19 protein-coding genes, 1 tRNA gene and 1 pseudogene are annotated in these 15,149 nt (G+C 72.6%); 13 read left to right on the forward strand and 8 right to left on the reverse strand.

What is annotated here, in order from left to right:
• Nucleotides 1-2: 2 nt before the first annotated feature.
• A complete protein-coding gene (locus AB0L25_RS16970; protein WP_500172979.1) occupies nt 3-518 on the forward strand; it encodes a methylated-DNA--[protein]-cysteine S-methyltransferase in 516 nt (171 codons plus the stop codon).
• An 87-nt stretch (nt 519-605) separates the two neighbouring features.
• Nucleotides 606-1,736 carry a DNA polymerase III subunit beta gene (dnaN, locus tag AB0L25_RS16975; protein ID WP_500172981.1) on the forward strand — a complete coding sequence of 377 codons (1,131 nt, stop codon included), beginning with the start codon at nt 606-608 and terminating at the stop codon, nt 1,734-1,736.
• Between the two features lies 1 nt (nt 1,737).
• On the opposite strand, the gene AB0L25_RS16980 is transcribed toward dnaN, so the two are convergent.
• Complete coding sequence (locus AB0L25_RS16980) at nt 1,738-2,301, reverse strand: helix-turn-helix domain-containing protein (protein ID WP_500172983.1); 564 nt, start codon at nt 2,299-2,301, stop codon at nt 1,738-1,740.
• Nucleotides 2,302-2,392: 91 nt separating this feature from the next.
• Between AB0L25_RS16980 and AB0L25_RS16985 the strand changes: the two genes are divergently transcribed.
• The 3 genes from AB0L25_RS16985 to AB0L25_RS16995 are packed head-to-tail and all read left to right on the forward strand — an operon-like array spanning nt 2,393 to nt 5,507.
• A complete protein-coding gene (locus AB0L25_RS16985) occupies nt 2,393-3,049 on the forward strand; it encodes a B3/B4 domain-containing protein (RefSeq protein WP_500172985.1) in 657 nt (218 codons plus the stop codon).
• Nucleotides 3,043-3,912, forward strand: coding sequence for an EamA family transporter (locus AB0L25_RS16990; protein WP_500172987.1), 870 nt, complete (start codon nt 3,043-3,045; stop codon nt 3,910-3,912). The genes AB0L25_RS16985 and AB0L25_RS16990 overlap by 7 nt, the downstream gene beginning before the upstream one ends.
• Before the next feature lie 59 nt (nt 3,913-3,971).
• Complete coding sequence (locus tag AB0L25_RS16995) at nt 3,972-5,507, forward strand: serine/threonine-protein kinase (protein ID WP_500172989.1); 1,536 nt, start codon at nt 3,972-3,974, stop codon at nt 5,505-5,507.
• A 138-nt stretch (nt 5,508-5,645) separates the two neighbouring features.
• On the opposite strand, the gene AB0L25_RS17000 is transcribed toward AB0L25_RS16995, so the two are convergent.
• Both AB0L25_RS17000 and AB0L25_RS17005 read right to left on the reverse strand, forming a co-directional pair.
• Nucleotides 5,646-5,855 (reverse strand): DUF397 domain-containing protein, encoded by a 210-nt coding sequence (locus tag AB0L25_RS17000; RefSeq protein ID WP_500172991.1) that lies wholly within the window; start codon nt 5,853-5,855, stop codon nt 5,646-5,648.
• Nucleotides 5,849-6,712 (reverse strand): helix-turn-helix domain-containing protein, encoded by an 864-nt coding sequence (locus AB0L25_RS17005; protein WP_500172993.1) that lies wholly within the window; start codon nt 6,710-6,712, stop codon nt 5,849-5,851. Before AB0L25_RS17005 ends, AB0L25_RS17000 begins: the two co-directional genes overlap by 7 nt.
• A 607-nt stretch (nt 6,713-7,319) precedes the next feature.
• Between AB0L25_RS17005 and tgmA the strand changes: the two genes are divergently transcribed.
• Both tgmA and AB0L25_RS17015 read left to right on the forward strand, forming a co-directional pair.
• Nucleotides 7,320-7,691, forward strand: a complete 372-nt coding sequence (tgmA, locus tag AB0L25_RS17010) for a putative ATP-grasp-modified RiPP (protein ID WP_500172995.1) — start codon at nt 7,320-7,322, stop codon at nt 7,689-7,691.
• Nucleotides 7,692-7,790: 99 nt separating this feature from the next.
• Entirely contained in the window at nt 7,791-8,681 is an 891-nt protein-coding gene (locus AB0L25_RS17015; RefSeq protein WP_500172997.1) for an alpha/beta fold hydrolase, read from the forward strand.
• A gap of 62 nt (nt 8,682-8,743) precedes the next feature.
• Here AB0L25_RS17015 and AB0L25_RS17020 read toward each other — a convergent pair.
• From AB0L25_RS17020 to AB0L25_RS17040, 5 genes are all read right to left on the reverse strand, one after another.
• Nucleotides 8,744-8,828 (reverse strand) — tRNA-Ser (locus AB0L25_RS17020).
• A gap of 10 nt (nt 8,829-8,838) precedes the next feature.
• The gene (gene tadA / locus AB0L25_RS17025; RefSeq protein WP_500173106.1) at nt 8,839-9,276 is read right to left on the reverse strand and encodes a tRNA adenosine(34) deaminase TadA; all 438 of its coding nucleotides are present in this window, start codon (nt 9,274-9,276) and stop codon (nt 8,839-8,841) included.
• Between the two features lie 28 nt (nt 9,277-9,304).
• Complete coding sequence (locus tag AB0L25_RS17030; RefSeq protein ID WP_500172999.1) at nt 9,305-9,742, reverse strand: tRNA adenosine deaminase-associated protein; 438 nt, start codon at nt 9,740-9,742, stop codon at nt 9,305-9,307.
• A gap of 52 nt (nt 9,743-9,794) precedes the next feature.
• Nucleotides 9,795-10,280, reverse strand: coding sequence for a tRNA adenosine deaminase-associated protein (locus tag AB0L25_RS17035; protein ID WP_500173001.1), 486 nt, complete (start codon nt 10,278-10,280; stop codon nt 9,795-9,797).
• Nucleotides 10,281-10,461: 181 nt separating this feature from the next.
• Complete coding sequence (locus AB0L25_RS17040) at nt 10,462-10,728, reverse strand: hypothetical protein (protein ID WP_500173003.1); 267 nt, start codon at nt 10,726-10,728, stop codon at nt 10,462-10,464.
• Between the two features lie 162 nt (nt 10,729-10,890).
• On the opposite strand from AB0L25_RS17040, the gene upp reads away from it, so the two are divergent.
• The 6 genes and pseudogenes from upp to AB0L25_RS17070 all read left to right on the forward strand — a co-directional run.
• Complete coding sequence (gene upp, locus AB0L25_RS17045; protein WP_500173005.1) at nt 10,891-11,529, forward strand: uracil phosphoribosyltransferase; 639 nt, start codon at nt 10,891-10,893, stop codon at nt 11,527-11,529.
• 209 nt (nt 11,530-11,738) lie between these two features.
• Nucleotides 11,739-11,999, forward strand: a complete 261-nt coding sequence (locus tag AB0L25_RS17050) for a hypothetical protein (protein ID WP_500173007.1) — start codon at nt 11,739-11,741, stop codon at nt 11,997-11,999.
• Between the two features lie 74 nt (nt 12,000-12,073).
• Nucleotides 12,074-12,232 (forward strand): hypothetical protein, encoded by a 159-nt coding sequence (locus AB0L25_RS17055; RefSeq protein WP_500173009.1) that lies wholly within the window; start codon nt 12,074-12,076, stop codon nt 12,230-12,232.
• A 6-nt stretch (nt 12,233-12,238) separates the two neighbouring features.
• On the forward strand, nt 12,239-12,751 hold the full coding sequence (locus AB0L25_RS17060) for a PH domain-containing protein (protein ID WP_500173011.1): 513 nt from the start codon (nt 12,239-12,241) through the stop codon (nt 12,749-12,751).
• A gap of 113 nt (nt 12,752-12,864) precedes the next feature.
• Nucleotides 12,865-14,307 (forward strand): tetratricopeptide repeat protein, encoded by a 1,443-nt coding sequence (locus AB0L25_RS17065; RefSeq protein ID WP_500173013.1) that lies wholly within the window; start codon nt 12,865-12,867, stop codon nt 14,305-14,307.
• A gap of 142 nt (nt 14,308-14,449) precedes the next feature.
• Nucleotides 14,450-15,109, forward strand: a pseudogene (locus tag AB0L25_RS17070) (FadR/GntR family transcriptional regulator); the annotation flags it as partial.
• Between the last annotated feature and the right edge of the window lie 40 nt (nt 15,110-15,149).

Here is a 15,149-nt window from a genome sequence, read left to right on the forward strand (position 1 = left end):
ACATGCGGACAACGCACACCGTCCTGGAAAGCAAAGTGGGGCCGCTCACGGTGGTGGTCACCGACGGCGCCCTGTCCGGCCTCTACATGCAGGACCAGCGGCACCGCCCCGCCCAGGAAACGTTCGGATTCCCCACGGACGACCCAGGCGAAAAGCCGTTCGCGCAAGTCGCGGAACAGCTCGACGCCTACTTCGCCGGGGACCTCACCGAGTTCGACGTGCCGATCGCCATGAACGGCACCCCGTTCCAGCAGCGCGTCTGGGCGGCGCTCCAGCACATCCCCTACGGGGAGACCGTCACCTACGGCGAGCTGGCGCAGGAGATCGGCAGCCCGACCGCGTCCCGCGCCGTCGGCCTCGCCAACGGCAAGAACCCGATCAGCGTGATCGTCCCCTGCCACCGGGTCGTCGGTTCCAACGGCGACCTCACCGGGTACGGCGGGGGCATCGAGCGCAAGCGGTACCTGCTGGACTTCGAACGCGGGGTGCGGCACGGCGCCGAACCCGCGCTCTTCTGAGACCGGACGGTTCTGTCGGCCCCCTCGGATAGCGTGCGGGCACGGGCCGGTCCCCGGTCCGTGCGGTATCGCGAAAGGGCAGGTCAGATGGAGTTCCGAGTCGACCGGCAGACGCTCGCCGAGGTGGTCGCGTGGGCCGCGCGGACGCTGCCGTCCCGTCCGGCCGTGCCGGTCCTCGCGGGGATGCTGATCGAGGCCGGCGACGGCGAACTCGCCCTCGCGGGATTCGACTACGAGGTGTCGGCCCGCGCCCGGATCGACGCGGAGATCGCCGAGCCCGGCCGGGTCCTCGTCCCGGGCCGGCTGCTGTCCGACATCGTGAAGAGCCTCCCCGCCCAGCCCGTGGAGATCTTCACGAAGGGCTCCGAGGTCGTCGTCCGGTGCGGGCCCGCCGAGTTCGGCCTGCTCACGATGCCCGTCGAGGACTACCCGACCCTCCCCGAGCCGCCCGCCCGCGCGGGCACGATCCCGGGCGATCTGTTCGCGGAGGCCGTCGCGCAGGTCGTCGTGGCCGCGGGCCGCGACGATACGCTGCCGATGCTGACCGGCGCCCGCATCGACATCGAGGGCGACACCATGTGGCTCGCCTGCACCGACCGGTACCGCATCGCCGCCCGCGAGCTGACCTGGTCGCCCGCCGACCCCGGCTTCACCGCGGGCGTCGTCGTCCCGGCCCGCACCCTCGCCGACACCGCGAAGGCCATCCGGCAGGGCGCCGAGGTCACGATCGACCTCGGCGGCTCCGGTGAGGCCCTCATCGGCATCTCCGGATCCGGCCGCACGATGACCAGCCGCCTCCTCGACGACCAGTACATCAACTACCGGGCCCGCCTCACCGGCGAGTGGACGTCGACCGCGCGCGTCCGCACCGCCCCGTTCGTCGAGGCGATCAAGCGGGCGGCGCTCGTCACCGACCGGGGCACGCCCGTCCGGCTGGCGTTCACGCCCGGCGAGGTGCGGATCCGCGCCGCCGCGGGCGACTCGGCCCGCGCCAACGAGGCCCTCGGCGCCGAACTCGACGGCGACGAGATCGACATCGCGTTCAGCCCCCAGTACCTCCTGGACGCGCTCGCCGGCATCCGCACCGAGTGGACGCGCGTCGAGTGCGCGGGCCCGACGAAGGCCGCGCTGATCACCGGGATCCCCGACGAGGAGGACTCCGCCGACCACGACACCGGCTTCCGCTACCTCGCGATGCCGGTCCGGCTCACCTCCTGACCTAGAGGTCCAGCACCGCCAGGACGAACCGGACGTCCCGGTCGCCCGCGTTCGCGTACGAGTGCGGCCGGTCGCCGACGAACACGGCGGCCGCGCCCGCCTCGACGAGGTCGGTGCGCCCGTCCACGCCCAGCGTCAGGACGCCGTCCTCCACGTAGACGATCTCCTTGGTGCCGGGCACGTGCGGGTCGCTGTCGCGCGTCTCGCCCGGCCGCAGCTCCCAGCGCCACAGCTCCAGCGACGGCCGCGGGTCGCTGCCCGCCAGGAGCGTGCCCCGGCCCCCGTGCTCGCCCTCCCACAGCACCACGTGCCGCTCCGGCGGGAACATCCGCACCGGCGGCTCCTCCTCGACCTGCACCAGCCGGGTCAGCGGGACGCCGAGCGCGTCCGAGATCCGGATGAGGGTGCCGAGGTTCGGGTTGCCGCGCCCCTGCTCCAGCCCGACGAGCACGCCCTTGCTGACGCCCGCCCGGCCGGCCAGCTCGTCCAGGCTCCAGCCGTGCCCGGCCCGCAGCGCCCGGACCGTCCGCGCCACGGCCTCACCGATCGCGCCCTGTTCGCCCACGCATCCTCCTCAACGCGGTTACCAGGATGCCACCGCCCGAGCCGGTCGATACAATGACCGTCGAGTTCATCAAAATGACCGGGAGAGGGAAATGCTGGAGCGGATCACCGTGGACGAGGCCGTACGCGAACTGCGGCCCGACTTCGCCGTCCTCGCCATGACCGCGGAAGGGCTGGCGAACGGGCCGGGCGACGCCACCTCGACCGGCTGGCTCGAACGCGCCGCGGAACACGCCGACCCCGCGAACCCGCACGTCGAGGCGTGGCGGGAAGCGTACCGGGCGTTCGGCGCGAAGCCGAAGCGCACACGCCCGTCCGTCGACGCCCTCATGCGCCGCGCCGTCCCGTCCATCAACCGGGTCGTGGACGCCTACAACGCGATCAGCGTCGAGCACGCGCTGCCGATCGGCGGCGAGGACCTCGACGCCTACCGCGGCCCCGCCCGCCTCGTCCGCGCCACCGGCGACGAACCCTTCGACGTCGTCGCGTCCGGCGAACCGGCCGTCGAGCACCCCGAGCCGGGCGAGGTCGTCTGGCGCGACGACGAGGGCGTCACGTGCCGCCGCTGGAACTGGCGGCAGTGCGTCCGCACCCGCCTCACCGAGGACACCAAGAACGCCCTGTTCCTCCTGGAACGCCTCGAGCCGTACCCCCTCGACCGCCTCCACGCCGCCGCCGACGACCTCACCGCCCGGCTCCGCGAGATCTCCCCGGACGTCCGGATCGCCACCCGGCTGCTCGCATGGTGACGATCCTCGCCCTCGGCGCCGCCCTCGCCTACGGCGTCGCCGACTTCCTCGGCGGCGCCGTGTCCCGCCGCGCCACCGCCCTCCAGGCGCTCCTGTGGTGCGTCCCCGTCGGCTTCGTCGTCGTCCTCACCGCGGCCCTCATCGACGGCGGCGCCCCCACGGCGACGTCCCTCGCCTGGGGATTCGGCGCGGGCATCGCCGGCGGCACCGGCCTCATCACCTTCTACGGCGCGCTCGCCCGCGGTCCGATGAGCGTCGTCGCCCCCGTCTCGGCCCTCGCCGCCGCCGTCCTCCCCGTCGCCGTCGGCGTCCTGCGCGGCGAACGGCTCGGGACCATCGTGATCGCGGGCGTCCTGCTGTGCCTCCTCGCCATCGGCATGGTCAGCATGGAAGAGGACAAGGAGGACGAGGCGCCCGCGAAGCGGAGCCTCACCGACTCGGGCCCCCTCATGGCGGCCGTCTCCGGCATCTGCTTCGGCGTCTTCTTCACCATCCTCGGCGCGGCCGGGGAGAACGGCGGCCTCTGGCCGATCGTCGGCTCACGCGTCGGCAACCTCGCCGTCGTCCTGGTCGCCGTCGCCGTCACCCTCCGCCTCCGCGGCGGGAACCTCGGCCCCCGGGTGTCCGGCCGCGCCCTGATCGCCCTCGCGCTGCTCTCCGGCACCCTCGACGCGGGCGCGAACGTCCTGTTCGTCGTCGCCACGCAGCACGGCCTGCTCAGCCTCGCCGCCGTCCTGACGTCCCTCTACCCGGCGATCACGGTGCTCCTCGCCCGCATCGCCTACAGCGAGCGCCTCCGCGCCGTCCAGCGCGTCGGCCTCGCCGTCGCCGCCACCGGCGTCGTCCTGGTGACCGCCGGCTGACAGACACCGATGTCTGTCAGCCGCTTCTCGTGACCGTTCCGCACCGATAGATTCCGATCATGGGCTGGGACGGCGACGGGGTACTGGCGGGCCGGTACCGGAGACTCGGCCGGATCGGCCAGGGCGGCATGGGTTCGGTGTGGCACGCCCACGACATCGAGCTCGACCGCGAGGTGGCCGTCAAGGAGCTCCGGGTGCCCGACCAGGTCACCGACCAGGAGCGGAGCGCCTGGTACGCCCGGATGGACCGCGAGGCCCGCGCCGCCGCACGCCTGCGTCACCCCGGCATCGTGACCGTCCATGACCGGGTGACGGGCGACGACGGCCGCCCCTGGATCGTCATGGAGCTGGTCCGCGGCCGCTCACTCGAAGACCTGCTGGCCGGGCAGGGATCACTCCCCCCGAACCGGGTCGCCGCGATCGGGCTCGCGATGCTGGACGCCCTCTCGGCCGCCCACGCGCAGGGCGTCGTCCACCGCGACGTCAAGCCCGCCAACGTGCTCCTCGAAGACGACCGGGTGCTCCTCACCGACTTCGGCATCGCCGCCCTGGAGGGCGACGTCACCATCACCCGTTCGGGCACGGTACTGGGCACCCCCGCCTACATGTCGCCCGAACAGGTGCGGGGCGGCACCGTCACCCCGGCCTCCGACCTGTGGTCCCTGGCCGCCACCCTCTACACGGCGGTCGAGGGCCGCCGCCCGTTCGACGGCCCCGGCCACGGGGCCGTCTTCGTCGCCATCGCCACCGCCCGGCCGGCCCCGCCCCGCTGCGGCGGCCCGCTGGCGCAGGTCCTGGACGGCCTGCTGCGCAAGGACCCGGCCGAACGGCTCGCCCCCGCCCAGGTCCGCGACCTGCTCGAAGCCGCCCTGGGCCGCACCGCCGACACCACGGCCGATGCCGAGCCGCCCACCCTTCACCGGCCGTCCCGCACCGCGCTCCTCCACACGCCCGGCGACGTCCCGCTCCGGCGCCACCGGATGGCCACCGTCAGAGCCGCCCTCCTGTGCACCGCGGTCGCCGTCCTGGCCTTCTTCGCCGGGCCGTGGAGAGGGGACGCCGGGACGCTTCCCATCGAGCTGTTCTGGCGCGAATCGATCTTCCTGCTGCTGCCCGTGGTCGTGGCGGTCGTCCTCATGTGCGGGCTGTGGTTCCTGGCGCACAGGCCGGCGCTCGTCCTCACCCTCATGTTCGCGATCCTCGGCGGCCTTCACCTGGAGATCCTCATCGTCTACGGGCGCCGGCGGCCCGGCGGCATCCCCGCCATCGATCCCCACGTCGGGTTCGAGGTCTCCTGGGTCCTGAGCACCCTCGCGCTCATGATCGCCTTCGCTGCGGTGAACCCGTCGCTCGCCGCACGGGTGGCGGACCCGCTCACCCGCCGCGTCCTGCTCACCGTGGCCGTGCTCGTCGAGGGCCTGGTCGCCCTCCTCTGGATCGTCCCCGTCTATGGGGCGTATGGGGCGGGCCCGGACCTGGAACCGGAACAGAACTCCCCCCTCATCGCCACGCTCCTCCTTCTGGGCCTGCTCTGGCTCGGCGCCCAGCCGTTCATTTGGTCACGCAAGTTCAGAGCCGAGTTCTCCCACCGCTAGAGAACTAGCCGGGCGAGAACATTGGTTGCGGAGGACGTGCCCTTCGCGGCGTCGGAAATGGTGATGGCCCCCGAGGGACGCCGCCCTCGCTACCGGCTCACCGCCGGTTGAGCGCATCGCGGGGTGACGCCCCGCCGCTCAAAGGTCGTGGTCTCCCGACCGGATGGCGCCGAGTAGCGCACCGAAGGCCGCCCGGTCGAGCAGCAACTTCGGCCCGTGCGGATCGGTGGAGTCACGCAGACCGACCCCGGCCGTAACGTTGCCCGTGACCTCGACGCATGTGTTGGCGTCCTTGCTGCGTGTGCTCTTACGCCACCGGACGCCGGGTCCTTCTAGCAGGGTCAGCATGGATGGTCGAAGCCTCGTCTCTTCGCCGCCGCCTCGATCAGTTCGAGAGAACTTTCCGGGGTGAGTGCCGCTTCGCAGATCTTCTCGAACGCCAGCCTACAATGCTCGACTTGTTGCGGACTCTCCATGTAGACAACACCGAAGAAGCCCTCCGCATACGCCACGTCGGGGTCCGCGGGTTCGGCGAACCCGAGGACGATCAGCGACCCTTCCAAACCGCAGTGAGTCCCGATCGACTGCGGTAGGAACTGAATGGTGACATTGGGCCGCTGCGCATCGGAGAGAAGCCGGCGGAGCTGGTCGCGCCACACGGTCGGTCCGCCGATCGGACGGCCGAGTACGGCTTCGTCGAGGACGACGCAGAGCCTCGGGGGATCGATCTCCCGGGTGAGGATCGTCTGCCGCACCATACGAGCACGGATTCGGCGCTCGATGTCATCGGACTTGCCGAGGTCGCCCGCTTTGATGATCTCCCGCGCGTAGTCCGGCGTCTGCAGAAGGCCGGGGATCACCTGAGGATCCCAATTGCCGATCTCCGAGGCCGCGTCCTCCAATGCGACGTACGGCCCGTTGAGCACATCGATGTAGTCGGTCCACCACCCGCGTTCTTCAGCTTCGCGGGCGAGGCTCAAGATGGCTTCTCGATCGGGGCTGCCCACTCCATAGAGGTTGAGCATCAACTGAACGTCGCGTTCATTGGGCTTGTTACGGGCGCTCTCGATATGGCTGACCTTGCCCTGGCTCCACCCCAGGCGAGCGGCTGCCGCCGTCACGCCCAGCTCCGCCTGCTCCCGGAACTCTCTGAGGCTGCGCGCAAGTCGACGCGCACGGACCGAGGGGATGTACGAAGGGGGCATAGCGCCAGTATCGCTCCGTGTGATCGGCAAACAACTCTTCGTGGCCGGATTGGGTCACACGTGTCGCTGCTGATGCCTTGCGATCAGTAATCATTACGAACACTATGTAGTCATGACGACGCCGAGTGTGACGGCGTCGCAGGCGAGACCTGGCAGGAAGAGACCGCCGCGCGGTCGGGGTGTGCTGCCGGGCGTGGTGGCGTGGGCGGGCGAGTACACCGGCTCGTTCTGGCTCCTGCACGACGACCGCCTGGAGGAGTTCGCGGACGGACGCGCGCTGCTCGCTCGTGTTCGAGGGATCGCCGTGCCGTGGCCGCCGCAGGCGCCGAGGGCCCGACGGACGGACGTCCGGCCAGGTGCGTCGACGGCGCCGTCGAACCGGAGGGCCGTCGCGCCGCCACGGCGCGTCCCGGCGAGGGTCGGCCGGGCGCAGGCCCCGCCGGGGCGGGCCGTGCGGCGTCGAGAGCCCGAGCCGTTCTTTCCGCCGCCCAACCGGATTCGGCGATTCCTCGGCAGGTGCGGAGCGCATCTCGGCAGTGTGGACGTCGTCCGCTGAGAGGGCGTCGTCCCTGATCACACCCGCGAGCACGACAGGGAAGAGGACTGGATGTTCGAAAATGCCGACCGCCTGCCCGCCGGGGCGCCGATCGCCGCCGCCCTCGTGGCCGTGCGCCCCTGGGGCCTGCGCCGCATGGCGCCCTACAAGGACGCGACCGGCGCCGGATACGTCGCCACGCGCATCGACCCCGTGACGCAGATGGGCGTCGCGGCCGACGGCGGGCTCGTCGACGCCAAGCACAAGCGGTCCAACACGGGCACCCTGTCGAGGCGGCCGTCCGGGTGTGGCGTGAGGTCGGGAGCCCGGGGCAGGAGCGGTTCCGGATACGCGCCGACGGGCGCGTCCAGACGGTCTGGTTCGACGGCGCGGCGGGGGCTTGTCCCCCGTGCGAGCTACCGGGGAATGTCCGCTGAGCGGTGACGATTCGTGGGGTGCCGATTCCATAGCGTTCTTCTCGTCGCCACGGACACCGCGCCGAGGCGAGAGACAAGCGCCCCGGCTCCCGCTCTGGAGGAAACGATGTTCCGCACCGTCAAGACCGCCGCCCTGACCGCCCTCTCCGCCGCCGTGCTCGGTGCCGGGCTCGTCGGCTGCGACAGCGAGGAGATGGAGAACTGGGACCCGTTCGCCTCCGGCCCGAAGGTCGAGTCGTTCACCGGCGCCAAGAAGCTCGATGTGGACGGCAAGTCGGTGAACGTGTCGTGCTCCGGTGAGCTGGCGGACGGCGAGCCGGTCGTGGTGCTGCTGCACGGCGCGGGCGACGGGGTGGACAAGATGGCCGCCCTGCAGAAGTCGGTGGGCGCGAAGCACCGGGTCTGCTCGTACGACCGGCTCGGTGCGGGGGCGAGCGCCAAGCCGGACGGGCCGCAGAGCTTCGACAGCACCGGGAAGGTGCTGACCGGGGTGCTCGACCGGGTCGCGGGCGACCGTCCGGTGGTGCTGGCCGGGCACTCGCTGGGCGGGCTGATCGCCGCCCGGTACGCCCCCGACCACACGGACCGGGTCAAGGGCCTGGTCCTGATGGACGCCACGCCGTCGACGATGGTCGCCGACATCTCGACGATCATCCCCGCGTCGGCGCAGGGCCCGGCGGCGCAGCTGCGGGCGCAGAACATCGCGATCTTCCAGGGGCAGAACCCCGAGCAGCTCGTGATCAAGGACGGGCCGGTCGAGTCCGCCGGGGACGTCCCGGTCGAGGTGATCAAGCACGGGCAGCCGTACCTGGCGGCCCTCCCGCAGTACGGGCAGGCGCTGGAGGACGCCTGGACCGCGGGCCAGCAGAAGTGGACGGGCCTGTCGAGCAAGGCCGAGGTCAGCGTCGCCGCCAAGGCCGGGCACTACATCTACACCGACACCCCGGACGTCGCGGTGAAGGCCATCGAGAAGGTCGCCGCGCAGACCGCCGCCTGACCCGCGGGACGCCCGAAACGCGAAGGGCCGCGACCGGAGACGGTCGCGGCCCTTCGCGGCGGCGGTGGTGGTGGGATTCGAACCCACGGAAGGTTGCCCTTCACACGCTTTCGAGGCGTGCGCCCTCGTCCACTAGGCGACACCACCGCGGAAGAGCCTACCGGACGCGGCGCCGTGCGAAGAACTCGATTAGCGGGGCGGCGCACTCGTCGGCGAGAAGGCCCGCGATGACCTCGGGCCGGTGGTTGAGCCGGCGGTCGCGGACGACGTCCCACAGCGAGCCCACGGCACCGGCCTTCTCGTCGGCCGCGCCGTAGACGAGGCGGGCGACGCGGGCCTGGACGGACGCGCCCGCGCACATCGTGCAGGGTTCGAGCGTCACGACGAGGGTGCAGCCCGGCAGCCGCCACTCGCCGCGGACGGACGCGGCGGCCCGCAGCGCGACGATCTCCGCGTGGCCGGTCGGGTCGCCGCTGTGCTCCCGGTCGTTGCGCCCGGTGCCGATGATCTCCCCGGACGGGTCGAGGACGACGGCGCCGACGGGGATCTCGCCGGCGTCCGCCGCGCGCCGCGCCTCGTCCAGCGCGCGCCGCATCGCCGGGACGAGCGCGGGCGTGGGGTCGTCAGTCACGGAGCCGGTCGAACTCCTCGCCGAACCCGGCGCGTTCGGCGACGGTCAGCAGCGCGTCGCCCGGCAGGGCCCGCTCGCCGAGGTCGGCGAGGCCGTCGGCGTCGATGCCGAGGTCGTCCAGCAGGGCCGGGTCGCCGCCCGGGTCGCCGTCGGGGACCTCCCCGACGAGCTGGTGGAACAGGGTGGCGAGGCCGTCCTCGCGGACGGTCGAGACGTACGCGCGGGGTTCCTCCTGGCCGTCCAGCCGGACGACCGCGAACCAGTCGTCGTTCTCCTCGACCAGCAGCACGACGGGGTCGCCGTACGACTCGACGGCCGCCTCCCGCATCAGGTCGGCGACGTCGTCGACGTCCGCGGCCTCCGCGAGGACGGCCTCGGTGCCGACCCAGCCCTGCGGGGTCCGCGCGAAGACTGCGGCGAAAGAGGACACGTGCCCATTGTTACCCAACGGGTTGCGCGGGTCACGCCCGTGCCCGCGCGGATCAGGCGACGGTGTCGGCGGCGCGTTCGAACGCGGCCGCGAAGCCGATGCGGCCCGCGATGCTGAGCAGCATCTCGTCCGGGTACAGCTCGAGGTCGCCGGAGATCGCGCCGAGTTCCATCTCGTCCAGCCCGAGATCGGCGAAGATCGACATGTCGCCGACCGGGAGGACCTGGTCGAGTTCCTCGTCCTCCGGGACGGGAATGTCCAGGTATTCCAGGACCTGCGTGGCGAGCGGCCAGTCCACGGACGCCGTGACGTCCGACAGGAACACCATCACCTCGTCGCCGAGCAGGCGGATCGCCACGAAGAAGTCGTCGCCGACCGCCACCAGCCCGATCGTGCCGCCCAGGCTCGGCTGCTGCCGCAGGGCATGGATCAGCCCCGCGAGGTCCTCGGTCAGCGCCACCGGGAGCACCTCGGCCTCCCAGGCTTCGTCCTCCCGGTACACCACGACGGCGAAATCCGTCGCGTCCACATCCGTCATGTCCACCCCACCGGCGCGGTTCCTGCCAGGGCATGTTCGCAGATGCGGCGCGCCCCCGTACGTCCCACCGCCGAATTCGGGGCGGGCCGGCGCGGAAGCCCGGCGCGTCTGGGCACCCGGCCCAACGAACCTACTCGATCGGTGCCGGGGCCGGACGGCCGCACCGCGTGCGGCGGACGCGTCAGTTGATGCGGAACGTGCGGCGGCGCAGCGCCGCGTGGATGCGGGCGCGCCGCGACCGGTGCGGCGTGACGCGGCGCCGCAGCTCGCGGGCCTCGGCGAGTTCGCGGAGGAACACGGCCCGGCGGCGCAGATGCTCCCGCACCTCCTCGGGCGAGATGTCCCCCTGCGGACCCGGACGGGACGCGGCGCGCCCCTCGTCCCCCGGGCGCGCCTCGGCCTCGGCGCGGCGGTCCGGGGCGCGCCGGCCGGCTGTGACGTCGCTCACGGAGGGGTCGGTCGAGTCCGGCGCGGGGTCGCGGGCCGGCCCCGGCGGCGTCGGCTGCTGATCGCTGTCGCGGCTCATACCGCTTTCGTGCCCAGCTCATCCGCGTCCTATCCTGCCTCGTCCCGGACCGGACGAACGCCACATGTCGGCTACCGTGTGCGCATGCAGACCCTCGCCGTCGACCACCCGCTCGTCGCGCACAAGCTCACCACCCTGCGGGACTCGCGCACCGACTCGCCCACGTTCCGCCGGCTGGCCGACGAGCTGGTCACCCTGCTCGCCTACGAGGCCACCCGCGACGTCCGGGTCGCCGAGGTCACGGTGCCCACCCCGCTGGTGGACGCCGAGGGCGTCCAGCTCGCCAGCCCGAAGCCGCTCGTCGTCCCGATCCTGCGCGCGGGCCTCGGCATGCTGGACGGGATGACCCGGCTGCTGCCCACCGCCGAGGTCGGCTTCCTCGGCATGATCCGCGACGAGGGGTCCCTGCAGGCGCAGACGTACGCGACGCGGCTGCCCGACGACCTGTCCGGCCGCCAGTGCTATGTCCTGGACCCGATGCTCGCGACCGGCGGGACCCTCGCCGCCGCGATCCGGCTGCTGTGCCAGCGGGGGGCCACCGACGTCACCGCGATCTGCCTGCTGGCGGCGCCCGAGGGCCTGAAGCACCTGGAGCAGGCCTTCACCGACATCACCGCGCCGATCCGCGTCGTGACCGCCGCGATCGACTCGCACCTGGACGAGAACGGCTTCATCGTCCCGGGCCTCGGCGACGCGGGGGACCGGCTCTACGGCGTCGTCTGACCGCCCCCGCGGCCCGCTCGCGTCCCGGCGGCGTCCCCGCGGCGCCCGTCCGGATGACCACGCGGTCGCAAAGGGTGCGCGAGGATGTTCGTCGGCCCTGGTAGAGGGTATTGAGCCTCCACGGAACGCCAGTGCGCGTTCCCCTCCGCCGCCGCGGCACAGGGGACCGTTACGGACCGGGCGGCGTGAGCGAGCTCGAGGATGTCGCAATGGCTCACCACGGGGATGGGGACCTGCCGCGCTACGCGGCGATCGGCGAGCGGCTGACCGAGGAGTTCGCGGGGGTGCACGCCGCCGAGACGGTGTCCCGCTGCGTTTCCGCGGCCCGGTACGGCGCCGAGGAGGTCGTCGGGTCGGCGCCCGCCGACCTCGTCGAGCGGATCGCGCGCCGGCATCTGGAGGTGCTGGCGACCGTCGCGGCCGAGAAACGCCGCAAGGCGAGCCGGTCATCTCTCGACAACGCGCCATAGACCTTCCTTTGCCGGGGGTTGCGGCTGTGCGAAACTGATCCGGGGTCTCGAGTCAAGTGCTCCGGGAGGCAGCCGTGCCCGCCAAGAAGTACCTGACGTTGGCCGCGGCGGCCTTCGTGGCGTTCTACGTCGTCACGCAGCCGGACGGCGCCACGCGGTCGGTCGAGACCGTGGCCGGGGGCCTCGCCGACGCCGCCGGTTCCGTGATCACCTTCATCAACGCGGTCGGCTGAGCCGCGATGAGACTGGTCACCCCCGGCGACTCCGCCCCCGCGTCCGTCAACAAGTACCTGCTGCCGCACGAGAACCAGGTCATCACGGTCCGCCGCCACCCCGCGGTCCTGATGGTCCCGGTCGGGCTCGTCCTCGGCGGCCTGATCATCGCGGGCGTCCTGGTCAACACCGTCGGCGCCGTCATCATGTGGATCTGGTGGGGCTGGCTCGCGCTGCTCGCCTGGTTCGTGTGGCGCGTCGCGGAATGGTCGGTCGACTACTTCGTCATCACGAACCAGCGCATGCTGCTCACCACGGGCATTCTCACCCGCAAGGTCGCGATGATGCCGCTCGCCAAGGTCACCGACATGAGCTTCAAACGGTCCATCACCGGCCGGATGCTCGGCTACGGCGAGTTCGTCCTGGAATCCGCCGGCCAGGACCAGGCCCTCACGAACGTCGACTACCTCCCCTACCCCGAGCAGCTGTATCTCGAGGTCTGCGAGATGATCTTCCCCAACAAGAACCCGGACGACTAGCGGAACCCCCGCCCGACCGCGGCCCGCTTCGTTACTCTCGATGTGCGTTAACCCGCAATGTGCAATCATGTCGGCACCCCAGCCGCCTGATTACTTCCGCTAAGTGAGTCCACATGCCGGGTCCAGGCAATGTCGGCGAACGTGTCCGCAACCTGCGGCTGACCAGACGCTTGTCGCAGGCACAGCTCGCCGGTCACGACCTTTCCGACAGCTACATCTCCTTGATCGAGTCGGGCAAGCGCACACCGACCCCGACCGTGCTGCGCATGCTGGCCGAGCGCCTCGGCTGCACGCCCGAGTACCTCGCCGAGGGCGTCGAGCCGGAGCAGCGCACCCACCTCGAGGTCCGGGAGCGCCACGCGCACCTCGCCCTGCTGGGCGGCGACCCGGCGGCCGCCGAGGAGGGCTTCGACGACGTCATCGCGCGCAGCGACGACCCCGACCTCACCTCCCGCGCCCGCTGGGGCCGCGCCCGCGCCCTCGAGGAACTCGGCCGCACCGACCTCGCCATCGGGCTGTTCGAGGAGCTGCGCGAGCAGGCCGAACGCGACCCCGGCCGGGCCAGCACGCTGCCCGCCGTCATCGCGCTCGCCCGCTGCTACCACACCGTCGGCGACCTCGGGCAGGCCATCGCGCTCGGCGAGCGCGCCATGGAACGCCTCCGCGTCCTCGGGCTGGGCGTGGGACGCGAGCACACCGAGGCGGGACGCGTCCTCCTCCTCGCGTACGTGGACCGGTCCGACCCGGCGCGCGCGCACGAGATCGGCCGCCGGCTCCTGTACCCGGAGGGCGCGGACGAACCCACGAGCGTCCACTACCAGCGTGCGAGCCTGCGCGCGCTGGAGGAGGGCGCGATCGGCGACTCGCTGTACTTCGCCGACCAGGCCCTCGCGGCCCGCACCGAGGGCGCCCCGCCGCGCGCCGACGCCCGCCTGCACCTCGCCGCCGCGAAGGCGCTGCTCCGCGGCGTCGCGCCGTTCTCGGAGAAGGACCCCTCGATCGTCCCCGACGCCTTCGGGCGGCCCCGCGCCGAGGGGTCCGCCGACGCCGCGCGCGAGGCGCTCGGACTCCTGGACCGGACGTCCGCGCTCACCGGAGCCGAGGCCACCGAGTCCGCGATCGCCCGTGCGCGCGCGCTCGTCCTCGTGGGGCGCCTCGACGAGGCCATCGCGGTGCTCGAACGGTTCCTGGACACGGGGTTCGCCCTGCAGGCGCCGAACACCACGATCTCGTCCCGTCCGCTGGCCACGCAGCCCGGCCAGGATCTCGTGGCGCGCACTCGGACGGCCGTCCGTGCACGTCTCGTCCTCGCGCGCGCACGCGTCGCCCAGGGGGACCCGCAGGCCGCGCAGGTCGTGCTCCGGGCCGCGTCCGGGCAACTGGAGACGCTCCCGGCGGGACGGACGACGGCGCACCTGCTGCGCGACATGGGCGAGCTGTTCGAACTGGTCAAGGACGGCGAGAGCGCGGCCGCCGCGTACCGGCAGGCGCTCGAGGCCACCGGCCTGCGCGCGGGCCGCCCGCACGAGGCGAACTGCGACCTCGGCCGCGTCTGACGCCCGTCCGGAGCCCGTCCCGGCATCCGTGCTCGTCGCGGTCCGTCGCCGCGCGGAATAAATGCTCGGCCTCGGTGGTCCTAACATGGAGACATGGGATGACCGGCTGACTGCAGGGCCGGGTGAGGTGAGGGGACCGCCGATGACGCTGCGCACCACGCGCCGCTCCTCGCTCGTCGACCAGGTGATCGACCAGCTGAGGGACGAGATCGCGAACGGCGTCTGGCCGGTCGGCGGGAAGATCCCGCCGGAGCCGGTCCTGTCGGAGACCCTCGGCGTCGGCCGCAACACCGTCCGCGAGGCCGTCCGCGCCCTCACCCACGCGGGCCTGCTCGACAGCCGGCAGGGCGACGGCACCTATGTGCGCGCCACCAGCGAACTGTCCGGCGCCGTCCGGCGGCGCCTGGAGAAGGCCGAGCTCATCGAGATCCTCGAGGTCCGGCGCGGGCTGGAGGTGGAGGCCGCCCGGCTCGCCGCCGCCCGCCGCACCGAGGCCGACACCGCCGCGATCGCCGCCGCCCTCGCCCGCCGCGACGCCGCCTGGGCCGCCGGCGACCGCGCCGCGTTCGTCGAGGCCGACCTCGCCTTCCACACCGCCGTCGTCGAGGCCACCCACAACCGGGTCCTCACCGACCTCTACCGCGACTTCAGCACCGCGCTGCGCGCGAGCATCGGCGCCGCGGGCGCCCTGCTGCGGCACGCGGACGTCCCGCACGGGCCCATCGCCCGCGCCATCGAGGCCGGCGACGCCGAGGCCGCCACCCGCGCCACCCACGCCTGCCTCGACCGGATCCTCGCCTCCGCCGCCCCCGATGCCTCCGACGCGGACGCCTCCGACACGG

The sequence above is a fragment of the Spirillospora sp. NPDC052242 genome (assembly GCF_040679555.1).
In the GTDB taxonomy this organism is placed as follows: Bacteria; Actinomycetota; Actinomycetes; order Streptosporangiales; family Streptosporangiaceae; genus Spirillospora.

Excerpts from the sequence above, each read along its gene's own strand:
- AB0L25_RS16970 (WP_500172979.1), top strand. The coding sequence starts at position 3 with ATGCGGACAACGCACACCGTCCTGGAAAGCAAAGTGGGGCCGCTCACG.
- dnaN (WP_500172981.1), top strand. The coding sequence starts at position 606 with ATGGAGTTCCGAGTCGACCGGCAGACGCTCGCCGAGGTGGTCGCGTGG.
- AB0L25_RS16985 (WP_500172985.1), top strand. The coding sequence starts at position 2,393 with ATGCTGGAGCGGATCACCGTGGACGAGGCCGTACGCGAACTGCGGCCC.
- AB0L25_RS16990 (WP_500172987.1), top strand. The coding sequence starts at position 3,043 with ATGGTGACGATCCTCGCCCTCGGCGCCGCCCTCGCCTACGGCGTCGCC.
- AB0L25_RS16995 (WP_500172989.1), top strand. The coding sequence starts at position 3,972 with ATGGGCTGGGACGGCGACGGGGTACTGGCGGGCCGGTACCGGAGACTC.
- AB0L25_RS17000 (WP_500172991.1), bottom strand. The coding sequence starts at position 5,855 with ATGCTGACCCTGCTAGAAGGACCCGGCGTCCGGTGGCGTAAGAGCACA.
- AB0L25_RS17005 (WP_500172993.1), bottom strand. The coding sequence starts at position 6,712 with ATGCCCCCTTCGTACATCCCCTCGGTCCGTGCGCGTCGACTTGCGCGC.
- tgmA (WP_500172995.1), top strand. The coding sequence starts at position 7,320 with ATGTTCGAAAATGCCGACCGCCTGCCCGCCGGGGCGCCGATCGCCGCC.
- AB0L25_RS17015 (WP_500172997.1), top strand. The coding sequence starts at position 7,791 with ATGTTCCGCACCGTCAAGACCGCCGCCCTGACCGCCCTCTCCGCCGCC.
- tadA (WP_500173106.1), bottom strand. The coding sequence starts at position 9,276 with ATGCGGCGCGCGCTGGACGAGGCGCGGCGCGCGGCGGACGCCGGCGAG.
- AB0L25_RS17035 (WP_500173001.1), bottom strand. The coding sequence starts at position 10,280 with ATGACGGATGTGGACGCGACGGATTTCGCCGTCGTGGTGTACCGGGAG.
- upp (WP_500173005.1), top strand. The coding sequence starts at position 10,891 with ATGCAGACCCTCGCCGTCGACCACCCGCTCGTCGCGCACAAGCTCACC.
- AB0L25_RS17050 (WP_500173007.1), top strand. The coding sequence starts at position 11,739 with ATGGCTCACCACGGGGATGGGGACCTGCCGCGCTACGCGGCGATCGGC.
- AB0L25_RS17060 (WP_500173011.1), top strand. The coding sequence starts at position 12,239 with ATGAGACTGGTCACCCCCGGCGACTCCGCCCCCGCGTCCGTCAACAAG.
- AB0L25_RS17065 (WP_500173013.1), top strand. The coding sequence starts at position 12,865 with ATGCCGGGTCCAGGCAATGTCGGCGAACGTGTCCGCAACCTGCGGCTG.